The organism is Halocynthiibacter sp. C4 (assembly GCF_028823805.1).
Lineage (GTDB): Bacteria > Pseudomonadota > Alphaproteobacteria > Rhodobacterales > Rhodobacteraceae > Falsihalocynthiibacter > Falsihalocynthiibacter halioticoli.
In genome coordinates this window covers 71,064-89,790 of sequence record NZ_JAPEIE010000006.1, presented here as the reverse complement: position 1 = coordinate 89,790, position 18,727 = coordinate 71,064, and the positions used below count along the sequence as shown (strand labels likewise).

General features: G+C 57.6%; 21 protein-coding genes. 8 read left to right on the top strand and 13 right to left on the bottom strand.

The features are described from left to right. A partial coding sequence (locus OU789_RS16590; protein WP_274656887.1) for a Hint domain-containing protein occupies positions 1–756 on the top strand: 756 nt, incomplete at its 5' end. A gap of 41 nt (positions 757–797) precedes the next feature. Here the strand turns inward: OU789_RS16590 and OU789_RS16585 are convergent. Beyond that, the gene (locus tag OU789_RS16585) at positions 798–1,289 is read right to left on the bottom strand and encodes a MaoC family dehydratase (protein WP_274656886.1); all 492 of its coding nucleotides are present in this window, start codon (positions 1,287–1,289) and stop codon (positions 798–800) included. A gap of 119 nt (positions 1,290–1,408) precedes the next feature. Here OU789_RS16585 and OU789_RS16580 point away from each other — a divergent pair, with 119 nt between their 5' ends. Beyond that, positions 1,409–2,542: a CaiB/BaiF CoA transferase family protein gene (locus OU789_RS16580; RefSeq protein ID WP_274656885.1), complete on the top strand. Its 1,134-nt coding sequence runs from the start codon at positions 1,409–1,411 to the stop codon at positions 2,540–2,542. A 411-nt stretch (positions 2,543–2,953) separates the two neighbouring features. Next, a complete protein-coding gene (locus OU789_RS16575; protein ID WP_274656884.1) occupies positions 2,954–3,307 on the top strand; it encodes a VOC family protein in 354 nt (117 codons plus the stop codon). 127 nt (positions 3,308–3,434) lie between these two features. Here the strand turns inward: OU789_RS16575 and OU789_RS16570 are convergent, their stop codons facing one another. The 11 genes from OU789_RS16570 to OU789_RS16520 form a co-directional block, all read right to left on the bottom strand. Then, on the bottom strand, positions 3,435–4,274 hold the full coding sequence (locus OU789_RS16570) for a fumarylacetoacetate hydrolase family protein (protein ID WP_274656882.1): 840 nt from the start codon (positions 4,272–4,274) through the stop codon (positions 3,435–3,437). A gap of 15 nt (positions 4,275–4,289) precedes the next feature. After that, the gene (locus OU789_RS16565) at positions 4,290–5,018 is read right to left on the bottom strand and encodes an SDR family oxidoreductase (protein WP_274656881.1); all 729 of its coding nucleotides are present in this window, start codon (positions 5,016–5,018) and stop codon (positions 4,290–4,292) included. A gap of 114 nt (positions 5,019–5,132) precedes the next feature. Next, complete coding sequence (locus OU789_RS16560; RefSeq protein WP_274656880.1) at positions 5,133–6,338, bottom strand: UxaA family hydrolase; 1,206 nt, start codon at positions 6,336–6,338, stop codon at positions 5,133–5,135. Further along, positions 6,335–6,649: a UxaA family hydrolase gene (locus OU789_RS16555; RefSeq protein ID WP_274656879.1), complete on the bottom strand. Its 315-nt coding sequence runs from the start codon at positions 6,647–6,649 to the stop codon at positions 6,335–6,337. The genes OU789_RS16560 and OU789_RS16555 overlap by 4 nt, the downstream gene beginning before the upstream one ends. Then, positions 6,649–7,701 carry a Gfo/Idh/MocA family protein gene (locus OU789_RS16550; RefSeq protein WP_274656878.1) on the bottom strand — a complete coding sequence of 351 codons (1,053 nt, stop codon included), beginning with the start codon at positions 7,699–7,701 and terminating at the stop codon, positions 6,649–6,651. The genes OU789_RS16555 and OU789_RS16550 overlap by 1 nt, the downstream gene beginning before the upstream one ends. Before the next feature lie 21 nt (positions 7,702–7,722). After that, on the bottom strand, positions 7,723–8,052 hold the full coding sequence (locus OU789_RS16545; protein WP_274656877.1) for an L-rhamnose mutarotase: 330 nt from the start codon (positions 8,050–8,052) through the stop codon (positions 7,723–7,725). Between the two features lie 26 nt (positions 8,053–8,078). After that, a complete protein-coding gene (locus tag OU789_RS16540) occupies positions 8,079–9,191 on the bottom strand; it encodes a mandelate racemase/muconate lactonizing enzyme family protein (RefSeq protein ID WP_274656876.1) in 1,113 nt (370 codons plus the stop codon). A 5-nt stretch (positions 9,192–9,196) separates the two neighbouring features. Continuing rightward, entirely contained in the window at positions 9,197–10,285 is a 1,089-nt protein-coding gene (locus OU789_RS16535; protein ID WP_274656875.1) for an ABC transporter ATP-binding protein, read from the bottom strand. 3 nt (positions 10,286–10,288) lie between these two features. After that, a complete protein-coding gene (locus tag OU789_RS16530; protein WP_274656874.1) occupies positions 10,289–11,155 on the bottom strand; it encodes a carbohydrate ABC transporter permease in 867 nt (288 codons plus the stop codon). Between the two features lie 4 nt (positions 11,156–11,159). Further along, entirely contained in the window at positions 11,160–12,056 is an 897-nt protein-coding gene (locus OU789_RS16525) for a carbohydrate ABC transporter permease (RefSeq protein WP_274656873.1), read from the bottom strand. A gap of 76 nt (positions 12,057–12,132) precedes the next feature. Beyond that, positions 12,133–13,446 (bottom strand): extracellular solute-binding protein, encoded by a 1,314-nt coding sequence (locus OU789_RS16520; RefSeq protein ID WP_274656871.1) that lies wholly within the window; start codon positions 13,444–13,446, stop codon positions 12,133–12,135. 119 nt (positions 13,447–13,565) lie between these two features. Here OU789_RS16520 and OU789_RS16515 point away from each other — a divergent pair, with 119 nt between their 5' ends. The 5 genes from OU789_RS16515 (at position 13,566) to OU789_RS16495 (ending at position 18,320) form a co-directional block, all read left to right on the top strand. Continuing rightward, a complete protein-coding gene (locus tag OU789_RS16515) occupies positions 13,566–14,402 on the top strand; it encodes an amidohydrolase family protein (RefSeq protein ID WP_274656870.1) in 837 nt (278 codons plus the stop codon). 73 nt (positions 14,403–14,475) lie between these two features. After that, complete coding sequence (locus OU789_RS16510; protein ID WP_274656868.1) at positions 14,476–15,279, top strand: IclR family transcriptional regulator; 804 nt, start codon at positions 14,476–14,478, stop codon at positions 15,277–15,279. Positions 15,280–15,347: 68 nt separating this feature from the next. Next, on the top strand, positions 15,348–16,481 hold the full coding sequence (locus tag OU789_RS16505) for an extracellular solute-binding protein (protein ID WP_274656867.1): 1,134 nt from the start codon (positions 15,348–15,350) through the stop codon (positions 16,479–16,481). Next, complete coding sequence (locus OU789_RS16500; RefSeq protein ID WP_274656865.1) at positions 16,405–17,643, top strand: CaiB/BaiF CoA transferase family protein; 1,239 nt, start codon at positions 16,405–16,407, stop codon at positions 17,641–17,643. Before OU789_RS16505 ends, OU789_RS16500 begins: the two co-directional genes overlap by 77 nt. A 338-nt stretch (positions 17,644–17,981) precedes the next feature. Next, positions 17,982–18,320: a c-type cytochrome gene (locus OU789_RS16495; protein ID WP_274656888.1), complete on the top strand. Its 339-nt coding sequence runs from the start codon at positions 17,982–17,984 to the stop codon at positions 18,318–18,320. A gap of 23 nt (positions 18,321–18,343) precedes the next feature. Here the strand turns inward: OU789_RS16495 and OU789_RS16490 are convergent, their stop codons facing one another. Then, positions 18,344–18,673, bottom strand: a complete 330-nt coding sequence (locus OU789_RS16490) for a DUF1801 domain-containing protein (protein WP_274656864.1) — start codon at positions 18,671–18,673, stop codon at positions 18,344–18,346. Positions 18,674–18,727 lie beyond the last annotated feature (54 nt).

Sequence of the window (18,727 nt, the reverse complement as noted above, 5' to 3'; positions counted from 1 at the left end):
TATAACGGCGACACGATAACCTACGGAAACGGTAAATTCGTTACCGGCGTGACGTTCTATACCTCAAGTGGCGGGCGGTATTTTATTCCCGACGATGGTCAGACGATAAGAAACGGCCGCATTGACGATACTTCGATTGTAACCTCCAGCACCAATGCGCCCGTCGGCGATCTTGAAACTACACCCCCCTGCTTTGTTGCCGGAACTCTGATCTTAACCGACCGTGGCGAGGTTCTTGTCGAAGAGCTCACCGAAGGCGACCGCGTCATAACCCGCGACAATGGCCCGCAACCGATCCGCTGGATACAGGCTCGAAAGGTCAGTGGCCAAGGGAGCTTTGCCCCCGTTCTGATAAAAGCGGGTGCGCTTGGGAACACCCGTGATTTGCTTGTCTCGCCGCAACACCGGATGCTGCTTGACGATTGGCGCGCCGAGCTTTTCCTAGGAGAGGAAACGGCCCTCTGTTCCGCCATTGGTCTCTGTAACGACAGCACAATCACCCGCGCCCCCCAAGACAGCGTGACCTACATCCACCTGATGTTTGATCAACACGAAATCATCTATGCCGAAGGTGCCCCGACCGAGAGTTTCTTTGTCGGAGATTTCCTGACCAGCAAAGACAGCGCAACCTATCAAGAAATCGCCAGCCTGTTCCCCGAACTCGCAAAAAACGCCGCCAATTGGAAAACCGCAAGCCGTGTCGCCAAAGGCGCCGAAATGGCTGTGGTTCGCAACGCGGCTGGCCCTCTTCACTAACGCGCGGCACGAGGGCCAAGCTTTTCGCCCAACGATGGCGATCAGTCTTCGGTCTCGTTGTACTTCACCGTCTGAATATGCTCGCAATACAGAACAAGCTCGCCCTCGTTTTTGTACACCTCATAGCTCACGCGGATCAGGCCCATTTTCTCGTATTTGCGTTCCTTCGAAAGATGCGTGCGCACCGTGAAGATCGTATCGCCGATGAACACGGGCTTGATGAACCGCAACTTGTCATAGCCATAGCTAAACGTGTGAACGTTGTTATGCGCCATCAGGCCAAGCCCATAGCTAAACACCATCGCCCCCGCCACGAGCCGCTTGCCGAATAGCCCGTCTTCCTCGGCAAAAATCTGGTCTGCGACATAGGGGTGATTGTCCATCACGAGGCTGTTGAACAACATCGCCTCCCCCTCGGAAATCGTGCGGCGGATAGAGCGAACCTTCTTGCCCACTTCGAATTCGTCGTACTTCCATGTCTCGGTATTAAAGACCGGTAAATCAGACTCTTTGTAATTGAAATTTTCTGCCATCTCGCTCTCCTCCACTATCGCAATCGGGCTCAGTTTGCCGCGAATCTGCGGCTTGACTAGTTTACAATATAAAACTAAGTTTCATATAAGAATGTTAAGGTTGCAGGGAGAGCAGGCCGATGAAACCGCTAGAGGGCCTTCGGGTATTGGATTTCGCACAGTTTCTGGCGGGGCCTGCTGCGGCGCTTCGACTTGCGGATTTGGGCGCGGAAGTCATCAAAGTTGAGCGCCCCGAAGGCGGCGATCTTTGCCGCTCGCTCGTTGTGGCCGATCAGAAACTCGACGGCGACAGCCTGCTGTTTCATACCATCAACCGCAACAAATCCGGCGTGACTGCCGACCTCAAGAAACCCGCCGATCTTGAGAAAATCAAAGAGCTTATCAAAACCGCCGATGTGTTGATCCACAACTTTCGCCCCGGCGTGATGGAGAAGATTGGCCTTGATTATCAAACTGTTAGCGATCTAAACCCGCGCCTCGTCTATGGCTCGGTCACGGGCTATGGCACCAAGGGGCCGTGGGTCCGCAAACCGGGGCAGGACTTGCTGGTCCAATCCCTCACCGGCCTTCAGTGGCTCTCTGGCGATGCCGATCAGGGGCCTGTTCCCGTGGCCTTCGCCGTGCTTGATATCACCACCGGCAACCACCTCACCCAAGGGATCCTTGCTGCCTTGCTGCGCCGTGGCGTAACGGGCAAAGGCGCCTTGGTTGAGGTCGATTTGATGAGCAGCTCGCTTGATATGCAGTTCGAACTCATCACCTCATTCCTCGCCAGCGACCGTTCACAGCCGCAGCGTTGCAAGGTCTCCAACGCCTCGGTCCACTCCACCGCGCCTTATGGCTCCTATGCGGTGCGCGACGGATATGTCGCCATTGCAATGGCCCCGATTGCCCAACTCGCTGACCTGCTCGGCTGTGACGCCCTCGCCGCCTACGGAGACCCGAGCATCGCCTATACCCAACGCGACGAGATCAAAGCCGTGTTGCGTGATTTCCTCGCCACCAAAACCGTGCGCGAGGTTCTCGATGTCTTGGAGCCTGCGGACATCTGGTGCGCGGAGGTTCTGGACTACCCGCGCATGATGCAGGAAGAGGGCTTCCATGCGCTCGACGCCATACAAACCATAACGTCCCACGGCGGCACCAAGGTCGAAACAACCCGCTGCCCCATTCGCATAGATGGCGAAACCCTGACCAGCCCAAAAGGCGCGCCCGCTCTCGGCGCGGACAACGCGACCTATCTAAGCGCTTAACCGCGCAGGCGGTTTCACCCGTCAAAAGCTTGGCGGTGGAATAGCCCAGATAGTTTTCGCAACCGGTCTTGGCGGCGGCAACGGAGGCGGAATTGGCGCGCGATAGCGGTGCGGCCCTTTTGATCAGCAAGCCGGCGCCTCGCGGCATACCATACGGAACCGTATAGTTCGCGCGGCCAAGGCACCATTCGCCCAAACGCGACAGGCCACAAGCAAAACCGGCACATATAAAAAGAATCGCAAAATCATCCTCGCAAGGATGGCCCGCAATCCATGAACACCGCGTTAAAGCACCAAAGACGCCGCGCAAAGCTACTCTCAACCCGTCGCGCAGCACGATGGCCTTCGCAAATCCCTACGAATTGGGTAACAATCGATAGCAGTTGGAAACAGGTTCTTCAGGATTGCGCGATGGCTGTTGAGAAAGTTGGTTTTGTCGGGTTTCGGGCGGCCAATCTGGACGCATTGCGCGCGGTTTTTGAAGATGGGCTAGAGTTGAAACCGACCGATGCGACGAAAGATCAGGTTGGCTATCTAATGTCAGACGGCACGCGCCTTGAAGCCTATTCAAACGAAAACGACTTTCACAGCTTCTTCACAACGGGCCCGGTTGTTGGTTTCTCGGTTCCCGATTTCAAAAGAAGCTGGGAACGGCTAACGCGGCTCGGCGTTGAACAGCTTACTGAAATTCAATCCGAGGACGGCCGCTACTGGGTCCACTTCCGTTTGCCCGATGGAACGGTGGCCGAACTTGTCGGCTCATAGCACTCTACTTTCAAGAACACCAAAAGATAGCGGCTCAGCGATCCCCGCAATACCGCCGTGAATGAAAAACGCGCCGCTGAAGTTGTGCAACGGCGCGTTTCCCTAAATTCTTGACGATTTCGCGGGCTTACTGATCCGCGACGCAAACCTGCTCTTGCTCACCCAACTTCTCGATGCCGAGCGCGACCTTGTCGCCTGCCTTGAGGTAGCGCGGCGGGTTAAAGCCGAGGCCAACACCTGGAGGTGTCCCTGTCGAGATGATGTCACCCGGGTGCAGGGTCATGAACTGGCTCAGATAGCTCACCAGATGCGCAACGCCGTAAACCATCGTTTTGGTGGAGCCGTCCTGAACCCGCTCGCCGTTCACCTCAAGCCACATGCCGAGGTTCTGCGGATCGCCAACTTCATCCGGTGTCACCAGATAAGGGCCCGTCTGGCCAAAGTTGTCGCAGGATTTACCCTTGGTCCACTGACCCTGACGCTCGATCTGATAGGCACGCTCGCTCACGTCGTTGATCACGCAGTAGCCCGCCACGTGGCTAAGCGCATCCGCCTCGTCCACGTATTTCGCGGACTTGCCGATCACAACGCCAAGCTCCACTTCCCAGTCGGTCTTTTCAGAACCGCGCGGAATGATGATCGGGTCATTCGGACCGCAAATCGCGCTGGTGGCCTTCATGAACAGAACCGGCTCGCTCGGAACTTCAAGTCCGCTTTCGGCGGCGTGGTCGGCATAGTTGAGGCCGATACACATGAATTTACCTGTGCCCGCAACGCAAGCGCCAAGGCGCGGGTTGCCCTCAACAACAGGCAGGCTCTCGATATCAAGATCGGCAAAGCGGCCAAGATCCGTCAGCACCTCGCCCGCAATATCACCAACAACACCGCTCAGGTCGCGAATATTGCCCGCTGCATCAAGCACGCCGGGTTTCTCGGAGCCGCGCGGGCCATAACGTAGAAATTTCATTTGTATCTCCGTGGGTTAGATGGTCCAGCCGCCGTCAATCTCATGCACCTGACCGGTGGTGAAATTGCTCTCGTCAGCAGCAAGGTAACAGGCAAGCGCAGCCACTTCTTCGGGTGTACCGAGGCGGCCAACCTTTTGGCGCGCGTTGAATTCTGCGCGCGCTTTTTCGTAATCGCCCGTGTCGCGCAAACGTTGTTGCAACGAGGGGCTGTCGATTGTGCCGGGGCAGATCGCATTGACCCGAACACCCTGCGCCACGTAATCCGCCGCAACCGATTTGGTCAGGCCGATCACCGCCGCTTTGGTGGTGCCGTAAACGAAACGGTTGGGCACGCCCGTAATCGAGCTGGCCACAGAGGCCACGTTCACGATAGAGCCCGCGCCCTTCTCAAGCATCCCCGGAAGCACCGCGCGAATGGTGTCGAACATCGCCTGAACATTAAGGCGATACGCAAAATCCAACTCCTCTTGGGTGGCCTCAAGGATCGTGCCTGCATGAACAACACCCGCACAGTTGAACAACACATCAACAGGGCCAATATCCGCCGCCAGCGCGTTTACCGCGTCGGTGTCGGTTACGTCGAGTTGCCGTACGTCAAGGTTGGTTGCATCCGCAAGCGGCGCGATGTTCAGATCGGTTGCAATCACGCGCGCGCCCTCTTCGGCCATGCGCTTAACGGTTGCTGCCCCGATCCCCTGCGCAGCGGCAGTGGCCAGAATGGTCTTTCCCTTTAATCTTTGCACCGGATTCTCCCTTTCAGTGCTGTGGTCTTCTGCGGCGTGTATCCCGCAATTCTTTCGCCAAAGGCGCAGACCAATGTTGCGCCTCTAACCCCGGCCTTGCCGTTCGCGTCTTTGCTAGGCGGATGCGGGCAAGCAGCTTGGGCCAATTGGCTCGAAACTTTTGTATGTCAGGATAAACTCCTGATGGCCGAGCGCCTCGCTCTTGGTCTTTGAACCCTGCGCAGTGTCGACGATCCTGTCGTAAATCTCTTGACCGACTTGCTCAAGGCTCTTTTCGCCTTCAATGATCGCGCCCGCGTTTACATCCATATCGCCCTCAAGCGCGCGATAGGTGTCTGGGTTGGCGCAAATCTTGATAACAGGTGCAAGGGCCGAGCCCACAACAGAGCCGCGCCCCGTCACAAACAGGGTCACATGCGCGCCAGAAGCGATCATCTCGGTGATCTCGGCGTTGTCCGCAATATTCGGGAATCCAAAGCGCACATCCCCATCCGGCACCACATCCATCAGGTAAAGCCCCCCCGTAGGCGGCACATCACCGGGTTTGATCAGGCCCGAAATCGGCGAACTGCCGGATTTCACATAGGCGCCGAGCGATTTTTCTTCGATCGTGGTCAAGCCGCCGGTGGCGTTGCCAGAAGCAAAACTGCCAAACCCGAGCGTGTCGTAATAGGCTTCGGCCTTGGCCACCGACTGGCGCAATTCTTCGGCCAGCTCCGGCGTTGCGGCGCGCTCTGCCATGATTTCCTCACAGCCGATCAACTCGCCCGTTTCCTCGAAAATACAGGCCGCACCTTCGGCAACCAGCATATCAAACGCCTTGCCCGCTGCGGGGTTGCCCGAAATGCCGCTCGTCCCGTCAGAGCCGCCACAGATCGTACCGACAACCAAATCACTCACCGTCATGTCAACGCGCGGCACATCGGCAATCTCTGCCTGTGCCTGCGTCACCCAATCGCGCCCTGCGGAAACGGTCGAGGCTGTGCCGCCGCTCTTTTGGATAACCAGCGTTTTCACGGGGCGGCCAGAGTCGGCAATCACACGCTCAAGCTGCGCACGATTGAAGCTCTCGCAGCCAAGCGACACCAAAAGCACCGCGCCCACGTTCTGGTGCGTACAGAGCTTTTCCATCATGCTTTGCGCATAGTCGTTCGGAAAACACCCCGGAAACCCGATCAGATGCACCTCGTCCTCGCCAAACCCCTGCGCAATCTTGCGGCTGACGAAATGCGCGCATTCCACAAGATAGGCCACGACAACCACGTTGCGAATGCCCTTGCGCCCATCCTTGCGGGCATATCCTTGAAACACTTGTGTCATACTGCGTCCTTGCTCACGCCGCTTTCTTCGGCGCGGTAAACCGTGGCTGTGTAGTTGCTGGTAACGTTATGCACATGCACGTTTTCGCCCGCGGCAATCGCCTTGGTCGCCGTGCCGATGGGCATGCCGTATTTGGTAATGATCTCGCCCTCTGCGATGTCCTTCGCGGCGATCTTATGGGCAAGCGAAACCTCCTGCGCGGTGGTGAATGTTTTTCCGCTATCGGCCACCTCTGTGCCCTTGGGAACGCCACGAAGCGCCACCAAAACGTTGTCGCTGTCATGCAGCCTGAGGAAGTTATCTTGTGCCATTACGGTTTCCTTGCAATCGGCGTCGCGGGCGCGGCGCTGCTTTCATAGGCCGCTTCGACAAGGGCCATCGTGTTCCATGCGTCCTCGACGCTGCTTATAAGTTCGGCGTCCTCGCCCGTGGCAAAGCGCTGAAGCTGGCTCATGCGGCTGGCAAAGGCATCGGGGAACCAAGCGCCCTCTAGCGCGATGTCCTGCCACCCCTCGCCCGTGTTGATCGAGAGGATATCGGGCTCTCCGCGTGGATAATCGAGGTTTACGCCAAGCTGAACGTAAGCCGCGCCCTGCGTGCCGCAGATACGGAATTCACAGGCTTGGTGTTTGCGGCCGAAACTGTGGTTGTGATTGATCGACAGCGCACAGCGCACCGTGTCGCCATAGTCGAGGATTGCGGCGGTGCGGGTCTGGGCGATCTTGCTGCTGGGGTGGCCCATGGATTTGGCATGAACGCCCTTCGGGTCGCCCAATAGCCCGCGAATGAAATCGAGGTAGTGGATTGAGTGGAGCGAAATTTCCACCCGTGGCAGCGGCTCTAGGAATTTCCACAAGCCCCACGGCGTATCAAGCGCCAGCCACGCGTCAAAATCGACAACCTCGCCCAAAAGGCCTTTGTTCACCGCATCCCGAAGCGCCAGCATCATCGGCGCAAACCGAAGCTGGAAATTCACAGCCGCCTTGAGGTTCCGTTCGCGGCAAATCTCAAGGATCTCTGTCGCGCCCGAGAGGTCGCTGCCCATCGGTTTCTGCAACAACACAGCCGCGCCTTTTGGCAATTGGCGCAGAATACCGGCGTGCGCATCAGGTGGCGTAGCCAGATCAAACAGCGCATCCGGCTCCGCAATCGCTTCCTCTGGCATGGCATAGGCCTTGCAGCCCCACGCCTGAGCCACCTCGCGCGCCTTCGCAAGATCAGGGTCATAGACCCCCGCAACCGCATAACCGGCCTTCTTGTAGGCGGGCAGATGCGCATCCGTCACGATCGACCCCGCGCCGAAAATCACAATCGGCAGCGGAGCGGAGGCTTTGGGCCAGTGTTGCTGAAGCTCAAACGTCATATCGTTTCCTTGGCGCTTTCCTCAGTCGAGGTGGAACACATCTTCCATCATCGCCCACCACTCGCCCTTTTTTCGAGTCTCAAGCGGCTTCTGACAGGGCATACACACATCCCACCAGCGCTGCGTTTCGGGGTCCTCGGCCATCTTGGCCATATCGGCCTCGAAATCATCGCCGTGATATTCCCAATAGCCGAACAAAAGGTTCTCTGGCTCGCGCAGGAAGATGGTGTAGTTCTTGATGTTACACTTCGAGATCATCTCCAGAACACCAGGCCATGCGTTGGCATGAAGCTCTTTGTACTCGGCGATCTTCTCGGCGTTGACACCGATGACCATTCCCATTCGTTGCATGTCTGTCTCCTTATCGTCAGATCGGATCAGGCGCCGAACGAGGCGCTCAACCCGTCAATTTTGAGCGCGTCTAGCGCCTCCATGTCCCAGTCAATCCCAAGCCCCGGCTCGGTGCTGGCAAAGGCACGGCCCTGCTCCATCCGCATCGGGGTTTTGGTGAGGCCGTCCAACTGTGGGATATACTCAAGCCATGGCGCGTTCGGAATGGCACAAACCAGCGCCACATGCAGTTCCATCAGGAAATGCGGGCAAACCGGCACGTTATGCGCCTCCGCCATATGCGCAACCTTCATCCATGGCGTAATGCCGCCCACACGGGCCACATCAACCTGCACAATCGCTGCCCCGCCAGACACGAGGTAATCTTTGAACTGGCTCACCGAATACATGCTCTCGCCCACGGCAATCGGCACGGTCGAAGCTGCGGCCAGCCCCACGTGCTCCAGCACATCATCGGCCGGAAGCGGCTCTTCGAACCAAGCGATGTCCAACTCCTCAAGCATATGGGCGCGGCGGGTCGCCTCGGCCCGCGAGAGGCTCTGGTTGGCGTCCACCATGATCTCGTAATTCGGGCCAACGGCTTTACGTACAGCGGCAAGTCGTTCGCGATCCTCATTGAGATGAGGCTTGCCGATCTTGACCTTGGAGCCGTGAAAACCCTTGGCCTGTGCCTCAAGCGCATCGGCCACCAATTCCTCGGTTTCCTTGTGAAGCCAGCCGCCCTCTGTGGTGTACATCGGAACGCTGTCTTTCGCGCCGCCAAGCATCACATGCAGCGGCAGTTTCGCCCGCTTACACCGCAAATCCCAAAGCGCCGTGTCAATCGCCGCAAGCGCCAGCGACGTAATCGCCCCAACCGCCGTTGCGTGCGTTGAAAACAGCAGATCGCGCCAGATACGCTCGATCTCCTCGGCCTCGCGGCCAATCAACTGCGGCACCAAGGTTTCGCGCAGAAGCGACATGATCGCGCCGCCGCCCTGCCCGATGGTGTAGGTATAGCCAAGGCCAACCTGCCCATCCTCATCGGTGATCCGCACAAACGGCGTTTCCTGACTGACAAAACTCTGGATCGCATCCACCCGTTTCACCTTGGGCTTCAGATCGATCATGAAAATATCGACTTTGGTGATCTTGGCCATCGGAACTACCTCAGCGATTTCTTGGTTTCACCGTCAAACAGGTGACAGCGCGTCAGGTCGATTTGGAAGGTCAGCCGCTCGCCCGGCGTAACAGGACGCGGGTTGAGCATCTTGGCCTGAATTTCCGTACCTGCCAGCGTTGCAAAAAGCAGCGTTTCCGTGCCCAGAGGCTCCGTAAGGCCAATGGTCATGTCAAACGTGGCATGCGCCCCTTCCATCGGAAGCGAGTGGCCAACGGGCATGATGTTGTCAGCGCGGAACCCGAACACAACGCTCTGCCCGTCGCTGACCTTGCCCTCAAACTCCGGCGGCACTGGGATCACAACGCCATCGCCAAGGTCAAGATTGCCGCCTTTGATGGTGGCATCCATCAGGTTCATGGGCGGCGAGCCGATAAAGGTCGCAACAAAGGTGTTCACCGGCGTCTCGAATACCTCAAGCGGGGTGCCCTGCTGCTCGATGTAACCGTCGCGCATAATCACGATACGATCTGCCAGCGTCATCGCCTCGACCTGATCGTGGGTCACGTAAACGATGGTTGTCTTGATCTTCTGATGCAGCTTCTTGATCTCGATCCGCATCTGCGCCCGCAGCTTGGCATCAAGGTTCGAAAGCGGCTCGTCAAAGAGGAACACATCAGGGTGACGCACAATCGCGCGGCCCATGGCCACACGCTGCCGCTGACCACCCGAAAGCGCTCCGGGTTTGCGCTCCAGATATTCCGTGAGTGACAGAATTTCAGCAGCTTCAGCCACGGCCTTTTCGATCTCGGCCTCGCTTTTCTTGGCGATCTTGAGGCTGAACCCCAAGTTCTCGCGCACAGTCATATGCGGATAAAGCGCATAGTTCTGGAACACCATCGAGATATTGCGGTCCCGAGGCGGCAGATCATTGACCACATTGTCGCCAATCGAAATCTCGCCGCCGGAGATATCCTCAAGCCCTGCGATCATCCGCAGCGTTGTTGATTTCCCGCAGCCCGAAGGCCCGACCAGCACCACAAACTCGTTGTGCTGGATGTCCAGATCAATCCCGTGAACAACTTCGAGGTTGCCATAGTTCTTGACGATTTTATTGAGCTTAACTTGCGCCATGATTTATCCTTTCACACCGCCGAATGTGAGGCCGGCAATGAGGTGCTTTTGCACAATGAACGTGAGGATGAGAGCGGGGATAATCATAAGCACGGCCAGCGCGCACATGCCCCCCCAGTTGATGGTGAACTCCGATGTGAAGTCCCGCAAACCAACCGGCATCGTTTTAGAGAATGTGGAACGGGTGAGCTGGCTTGCCAGCGCGTATTCGTTCCAGCTTGTGAGGAAGGCAAAGATACCCGCCGAAGCAATACCGGCCCGCGCCACGGGGAATTCCACCCGCCAGAAGGCCTGCCAGCGTGTACAGCCGTCAATCTCGGCGGCTTCGGCAAGGTCCGGCGGCACTTGGCGGAAAAACCCGTCAATCAGCCAGATGGTGAACGGCACGTTCATCGCCACATAGACGAGGATCAACCCGATGTGCGTATCAATCAGGCCGGTCTTGGCCATCACGATGAACAGCGGCAGCGATAGGGCCACGCCCGGAACCGCACGGGTCAGCATAAGACCGATAAAGATCGCCGCTTTCCCCTTGAACCGGAACCGCGCAAAGGCATAGCCGCCCGCCATCCCCACAAGGATCGCAATCAACGTCGAGGTCACAGAGATAATCAGCGAGTTGGTGAAATACTGAACCACCGGCACGCCGCCCTCGCCCACGCCGCCGAACATCGCGCGGTAGTGGTCAAGGTTAAGTTCGTTGGGAATCCAGACCGGCGGCTTTGCCATGATCTCGACCGTCGGGCGGAACGAGTTCAGCACAATCCACAGACCAGGCACACAGATGATGCACATCGCGATGAACAGCGTCACCTTGTGCAAGACGCTCAGTGCATACCCCTTCAGGCGGTGTTTTTTGTTAATATCCATGAGTTTACCCTGCCATGCCTAGCTCGGTACGCGCGGCATTGAGCTTTTTGAAGAAATAGACGGTGAAGAAGATGGCGAGGAAAATCGAGATATAGCCCATTGCGTTGGCATATCCCATTTTCGCATCCACATAGCCGGTGCGCCCGATGAGCGTCCAGAGAAGCTCGGTGCGCCGCGCGGGGCCACCATTGGTCATGATTTGCACGATGTCATAGGCCCGCGCCACGTCGAGGCTCCGGATCGCCAGCGCGATATAGATAAACGGCATGATGAACGGCAGGGTGATGTGGCGGAAGGTCTGCCACGGGGTACAGCCGTCAACCTTGGCCGCTTCCATCGGATCGCGCGGGATCGCATAGAGGCCCGCAAGGATCAGGATTGCGAACACCGAAGTCGAGGTCCACATCTCCGCGAACACAATCGAGAAGAACGCGAGTTTCCCGTCAACGAGCCACGGAATAGCCACATCCGAGAACCCAAGCGACTGGAGCGCGTTGTTCACAAGACCCACGTTGTCATTGAAGATGAATTTAAACTGGAAGCCCACAAGGATGGGCGAGAACATCATCGGGAACATCATCAACGTGCGCAGCATCCGCTGGCCCATCGTGACCTTGTTCACCAGAAGTGCGAGGCCAAGCCCCAACAGCATTTCAAGGTTCAGCGCCACAGTGAGCAACAAGATCGTCCGGCCAAAAGCCTTCCAGAAATTGATGTCCTTGGCGGCCTTTTCATAGTTGTAGGTACCGATCCACTTGTAGAGCGTCTCTGGCCGCGTCAACCGATAGGGCGTGAAGCTTGAGTAAAGCGAAAGAATGAGGGGGATCAGAACGACGGCTGCGAGGATAATAATCGCAGGCAGCAGCAGCACGAACCACGTGGGCAGCTTGATGCGGGGCATGGCTGTATCTTTTCTTTGAGAAATTTCAGGGGATGGGACGGCTACGTGAGCCGTCCCCCCGGGAGCATGGAAAGGCTTAGTATTCGCCGTTTTCCATCATCATTTCATCAACGGCTTCAGCTGCTGTTTCCAGCGCCTCGTCGATGGTTTTGTCGCCCAGAATTGCAGCTTGCAGCTCTGGATAGATCAGGTTTGTTGCCTCGATCCAGTATGGCGTTGCCGGTGCTGGGAAAGAGTGCGCAGCCGCTTGCTGGAACGCGCCCAGAACTTCCTTGCGGTAAGGATCGTCAGAGGCGGCCTCTACAACATGCTCCCAAACTGCGGAGCGTGTTGGAAGTGGACCGGCGGAGCTTTCGAGCTTCTGGCTGTCTTCGTTTGTGAGGAACGCAACCAGCGATGCCGCGGCTTCTTTGTTCTCACAGGATTCTGTCACAGAGAAACCGTGGTGACCGGACCAACCGGTGCGCGCACCAGAGGAGCCCGCTGGCTGAACTTTCACACCAACGTTGCCCGCTGCTTTGGACGCTTCAGGATCGTTGAAGAACCCAGCCCAGCCTGGCCAATCCAGGTTGAGAGCGATGGAACCGGACGCAAAGCCCTGACCAAGATCATCCCAGAGGTAAGACGTTGTGCCCGGAGGAACCGCACCCGCTTGGTACAGATCAACAAACCACGCCAAAGCGCGCTTGCCCGCATCGGAGTTGAACGCAGGAGACCAGTCATCGTTGAAAAGCTGACCACCCTCGGCAATCACCATCTCATAGAAACGGCCAACGATTGCTTCGTCTTTACCGGCATATTGCGTGCCATAGAAGTTCGGCGCGTCAGTAAAGAAAATGGCCTGAGTCTTGTACTCTTCCCATGTGTCCGGTGGCGCAAGATCGTTACCAGTTTGCTCTTTGTAGGCCGCTTTGTTGGCCTCATCCTCATAGATATCCTTGAGGTAGTAGAGTGCGGAAACGTCAAACTGCGCACGTGGCAGCATCACCAGAGCATCACCGATTTTCGAAGCCGCGATGTTCGCAGGAACATACTCAGCAATGAACTCTTCGGTGAGGTACGGTGTGAGGTCTGTGTAAAGGCTCGGATACTGCGCCGCGAAAGACGAGTGGTTGGAGCCAACGCACCAGCCCAAAGTGCCAGCAGCAAGATCGGATTTGAATTCTTTATCCAGCTCGAAGTGGTTCTTCTTGGAGATAACCTCAACTGTCGCGCCGGTCTCGGCTTCCCACTCTGCAATGCGCGCATAAAGCGCTTCATATTGCTGACCACCGATCAGCTTGGCTTGCAGCGTAACGCCGTCGTAATCCCCTGCAACCGCAGGCACAGCGCCAACCACAGCGGCACATGCCGTCGCGGAAAAGAGCGCCTTGAGTGATAATTTTTTCATGTAATCCTCCCATGGATTTTGAATCGAACAAGGGTCCAACTCCCGTTCTTGTTTTACATATAAACTTGACTTTTATATTTAGTCAATCACTATTCCTATAAGAATTTGGAGGACTTCTTATGCTTTTCGACACACACCTGCACCTGATCTACCCCGAACGCCTAAGCTACCCGTGGCTTGAAAACGTCCCCGCGCTGAACAAGCCGAACACGCTCGAAGATTACATAGCTCGCGCGCGTAGGCTGGGGATTTCGGGCTGTTTCAACATGGAAGTGGATGTGGCCGAAAACGACATCGAAGCCGAAACTGACCTCGTAACAGAGCTGATGTCCGCGCCCGAAAGCCCGCTCAAAGGCGCGATCTCCGCCTGCCGTCCAGAGCATGAAACCTTCGCCGCTTTCCTTGAGCGCAACCGCGAAAACCCGACGATTCGCGGGTTCCGCCGCATCCTCCACGCGGCCCCCGACGGCACTGGCGAAACAGACACCTTCCGCGACAATGTCAAACGCCTGTCCGGGACGGGGCTAACGTTCGATCTCTGCATTTTCCCGTCACAAAACCATATCGGCACCGCCCTCGTTGATCATTGCCCCGATGTGCAATTCATCCTCGACCATTGCGGCGTGCCCGACATAAAGGCCAATGATTTCGAAACTTGGTCCACCGGCATTAGCGAAATCGCCAAACGCCCCAACGTGACCGCCAAAATCTCTGGCGTCATCGCCTATGCCGATGGTGAAAACTGGGCGCTCTCCGATATCCGCCGCTACGTGGATCACGTGGTGTCTGCCTTTGGCCACGACCGCCTCGTCTGGGGCAGCGACAACCCCGTGTGCAATCTTGGCGGCGGGCTGGAAACATGGGTCGCAACAACCCGCGCCATCACCGCCGATTGGCTCAAAGGCGACCGCGAGGCGCTCTATTCGGGCAATGCCGCCCGTATTTGGAACCTCTAGGGGCGCTACGGCCAATAAATATTTGCCAAACCGCGCCAAGCCTGTATGCACTCCACAACGCGAGGACACTGCTATGACGAAAAGCGAAACAGACACACAAACGGCGAAATACAACGCCCCTGCCCTGTCCAAAGGTCTCGATATTCTCGAACTGCTGGCCAGCCGCAATACAGGCATGAAAAAATCCGAAATCGCCAAGGCGCTTGATCGCTCGGTCAGCGAAATTTTTCGGATGCTCGCCGTGTTGGAAGACCGCCAGTATGTTTCGCTCGACGAAACCAGCGAAACCTATTCGCTTACGCCGCGTCTGTTTGAAATCGCGCATCGGCATCCACCGATCCGTCGTCTGACAGCGGTTGCTGGCGAAGTGATGGAAAACCTTGCCGAAGAGCTGAACCAGTCCCTACACCTCGCAATCCTGCACGGCAGCGATATCCTCGTGATCGCCCAAACCGATCCCCCCGGCAACAACATCACCGCGGTGCGCCTTGGCGCGCGGGTGCCGATCATCATGACCGCCTCTGGCGTTATGCTGACTTACAAGATGCCCGCCAAAAAGCGCGATGAAATCGTTGCGCGCATTGATGACCGGCCCGCCCATGTGATGGAACAGTTCGACAAGAACATCGTCGAGGCTCTGGAAACCGATTTCTGCTATAGCCCCTCTGCTGTGATGCAGGGCGTGGTCAACCTCTCCGCACCGATTTTCTCCTATAACGGCGATGTCGTAGCGGCGCTTACCATCCCCTATATCCACCGCCTCAACAGCACCACAGACGCCGATATCGACAAAACCCGTACGCGCCTAAGCCAAGCCTGCCAGCAACTTTCCCAGATGATCGGCGCGGGCGCTGCGGATGGGGCCTCCGAAGGCTAATCATATATAAAATTCTGTTTTACTTTTAAATGGACCCTCCCTATTCTTAGCTGAAACCGGAGGAACACATGACAGAATCGATTACGCTCAAGGGCATGACATGGTCCGATCCGCGCGGATATGACCCCGTTGCGGCCGCCGCCCGCGCTTATTCCGAGAAACACCCCCACGTCACCATCACATGGGACAAGCGCTCGCTTCAGGGATTTGAAAGCACACCCGTTGACGAGCTTGCTGCTGCCTATGACCTGATGATCATCGATCACCCTCATGTGGGCTCTGTGGCCGATAAAGGGCATCTGCTGCCGCTGGATGAACACGCCCCCGCCCCTGCCCTCGCCGCCCTCGCGAACGAGACTGTGGGCAAAAGCTTCATCAGCTACTTTCTCTCTGGTCACCAATGGGCGCTGCCCGTTGACGCCGCCACACAGGTACAGGCCCACCGCCCGGATCTCTGTGGCCGCGTATCAAGCTGGGCCGATGTGGTGAAAAAGGCGCAAGCAGGCGAGGTTCTCTGGGCCATGCGCAACCCGCATACGCTGATGAATTTCTATACGCTCGCCGCCAACCTCGGCCACCCCTGTGCCTCCACACAGAGCGAGCTTCTGCCCGCCCCCATCGGCGTTAAAGTGATTGAAGCTCTCATGGCCGTGTCCGATCACGTCGATCCGATCTGCTATGACATGGACCCGATCGCCATTCTTGATCTCATGGCAACCGAGGATCGCTTCCACCTCACGCCGCTGATCTATCTCTACAAAGGCTACGCCAACGACGGCTACCGCCCAAACCGCATCGATTTTACCGACATCCCCGCAATCGGCGCCTCTGGCCCCATCGGCGCAGCGCTCGGCGGCACTGGCCTCGCCGTATCCGCCAAGACCGCGCATGCCGATGTTTGCGTTGATTTCGCGCTCTGGGTTGCGGGCGCAGAGTGCCAAACAGGTCTCTATTCCGCCTCAAACGGCCAACCTGGTAACGCCGTGGCCTGGGCCAACCCCGCCGTCAACGCGCCCGTTCATGGCGCCTATTACAACACCCGCCTCACCCACGAGGCCTCATGGCTCCGCCCCCGTCACGACGGCTACATGGGCTTCCAGCAAGACGGATCCGACATCATTGCCGATGCCCTCCGTCGCAAAACCTCGCCAGACGCCGCCATGGCCGCCCTCAACGCGCGCTTTGCCGCCAGCTTCGCCTAGAAAGTACCCGATGCCTGCCGATACAACAGCCCCTGCCCCCTATGACCCGCCCCTCAAAGGCGTCCGCATCCTTGATTTCAGCCAGTTCCTCGCCGGGCCCTACGCCTCACTACGGCTGGCCGATATGGGCGCAGAGGTGATCAAGGTCGAGCGCAAAGGCAAGGGCGATCTGTCCCGCTATCTCTATGTCTCCAACGTGATGATCGACGGCGAAAGCACCATTTTTCACGCCATCAACCGCGGAAAATCCTCCGTGGAACTGGACCTGAAACAAGAGGCCGACCGCGAACAAATCCTCGCCCTCGTCGATAGCGCCGATGTTGTGATCCAAAACTTCCGCCCGGGCGTGATTGAACGCCTCGGCCTTGGCTACGACGCGGTGAAAGAGCGTAAACCTGATATCGTCTATGGCTCGATCTCCGGCTACGGCAGCGGCCACGACTGGGAAAAGCTTCCCGGCCAAGACCTCCTCGCCCAAGCCCGCAGCGGCATCATGTGGCTCTCCGGCGGCGCAACCGACGGCCCCGTGGCCCTTGGCCTGCCCATTGCCGATATCCTCGCGGGTGCCGCCCTCGCCCAAGGCCTGCTCGCCCTGCTCTTCCGCCGTGAACGTACTGGCCAAGGCGGACACATCGAAACCTCGCTGATCGAAGCCATCACCGACCTGCAATTCGAGCTGCTGACGACCTACCTCAACGATGGCGGCATCCTGCCCCAACGCCCCAACAACAACCCCGCCCACGCCTATCTCTCCGCCCCCTACGGCGTCTACAAAACCGAGGACGGGCACATTGCCGTCGCGATGAACGACCTCAAACACCTCTGCGATTGTTTGGGCCTAGAGGCCGCATTCCACGACCTCGACCCCTTCAAACACCGCGACTCCATCAAAGCCGAACTCGCCGCGCACCTGCTGAATGGCTCAACCCAAGACTGGATGGACGCGATGATAAAGGCCGACATCTGGGCGGCGCCCGTGATGGATTGGAACGGAATGATGGACTCGGGCGTGCTGCAAGAACTCGATATGATCACGCCAACAACGCGCGGCGTCGAATCCTTCCAGACGCTGGCCGCGCCCTTGCGGATTGACGGTACCCGACCACGCGCACATGGGGCCGCGCCGCATCTTGGCGCCAATAACGACTTGCTGAAACGCTAGCTTATATAATTCATAACTTATTGATAAAAAACAATTTTTTCATTGCCTATTTTAGACGCACGCGCGGATCAATACCGCTTCCATCTCGATAGCCTTTCGGGTCTCGAGCGCCTTGGACCTCCGATCAGTGACCAAGCAGCCTTCACTCCTACCGCAAGATCGGGTTGCCAATTTCCGGCAACTTGGCGCTTGACCTTCCCCTCACTGGAGCCTGTAGCACGCAGAAAATTCAGGAGCCCGCCATGAAACCCAAGCATATCTTCTCTGTTGCCGCACTTGCTCTCGCCGGCGTCGCCGCCCTGTATTTCGCGCGCGGAAATAGCAGCGAAACCGTCTCGATGACTCCCATAACAGAAACGTCTATCGTTCAGATCACCCTGCCCGCCACGCTGTCGGAAAACGCGGCGCTCGGGAAAACGATCTATGACGCGAAATGCGCCACCTGCCACGCGCCCAATGCCGTTGGGCAGGATGGCATCGCGCCGCCGCTTGTTCATGGCATTTATGAACCCAACCATCATGGTGACGAGTCTTTCCAACGTGCCGCGGCCATGGGTGTTAAGGCCCATCATTGGCGCTTTGGCGATATGCCCCCCGTCGAAGGGCTGACCCGCGCGGACGTCGCCATGATCATCGCCTATATCCGCGAGCTACAGCGCGCAAACGGGATTGAGTAAAACCTCGCCAGCGCCCTGCCCGCCTATTGGCCCACGCCCGCGAAAGCCTGTTGCAAGAACCCTTGCGCGTCTTTGTCGTCCACCTCTGATGCTGTTATAAACTTCAAATGGCGGCGATATTTCCCGCCGCCTTCAAGCCTTCCCTGCGGGTCATCAAAACCGGCACCATGGGTGAACTCGAGCGAGACATGTTCTTTGTAGTGGAATATCCCGCCGACAAATCGATTGTCGGTTGTCGGGTCGCAACACATCACCAGCCCGCCATACTTCGGCACATACCGCACGTCTGGCGCTATTTCCGCCACCAGAGCGCGTATGCGCCCTTCTATGGCCTCTGTCGTCGCTAAATCCATCACTCACCCTCCGCAGCCCTCAAGGCGCCCTCTGCGCACCTCTCGCGCACGACA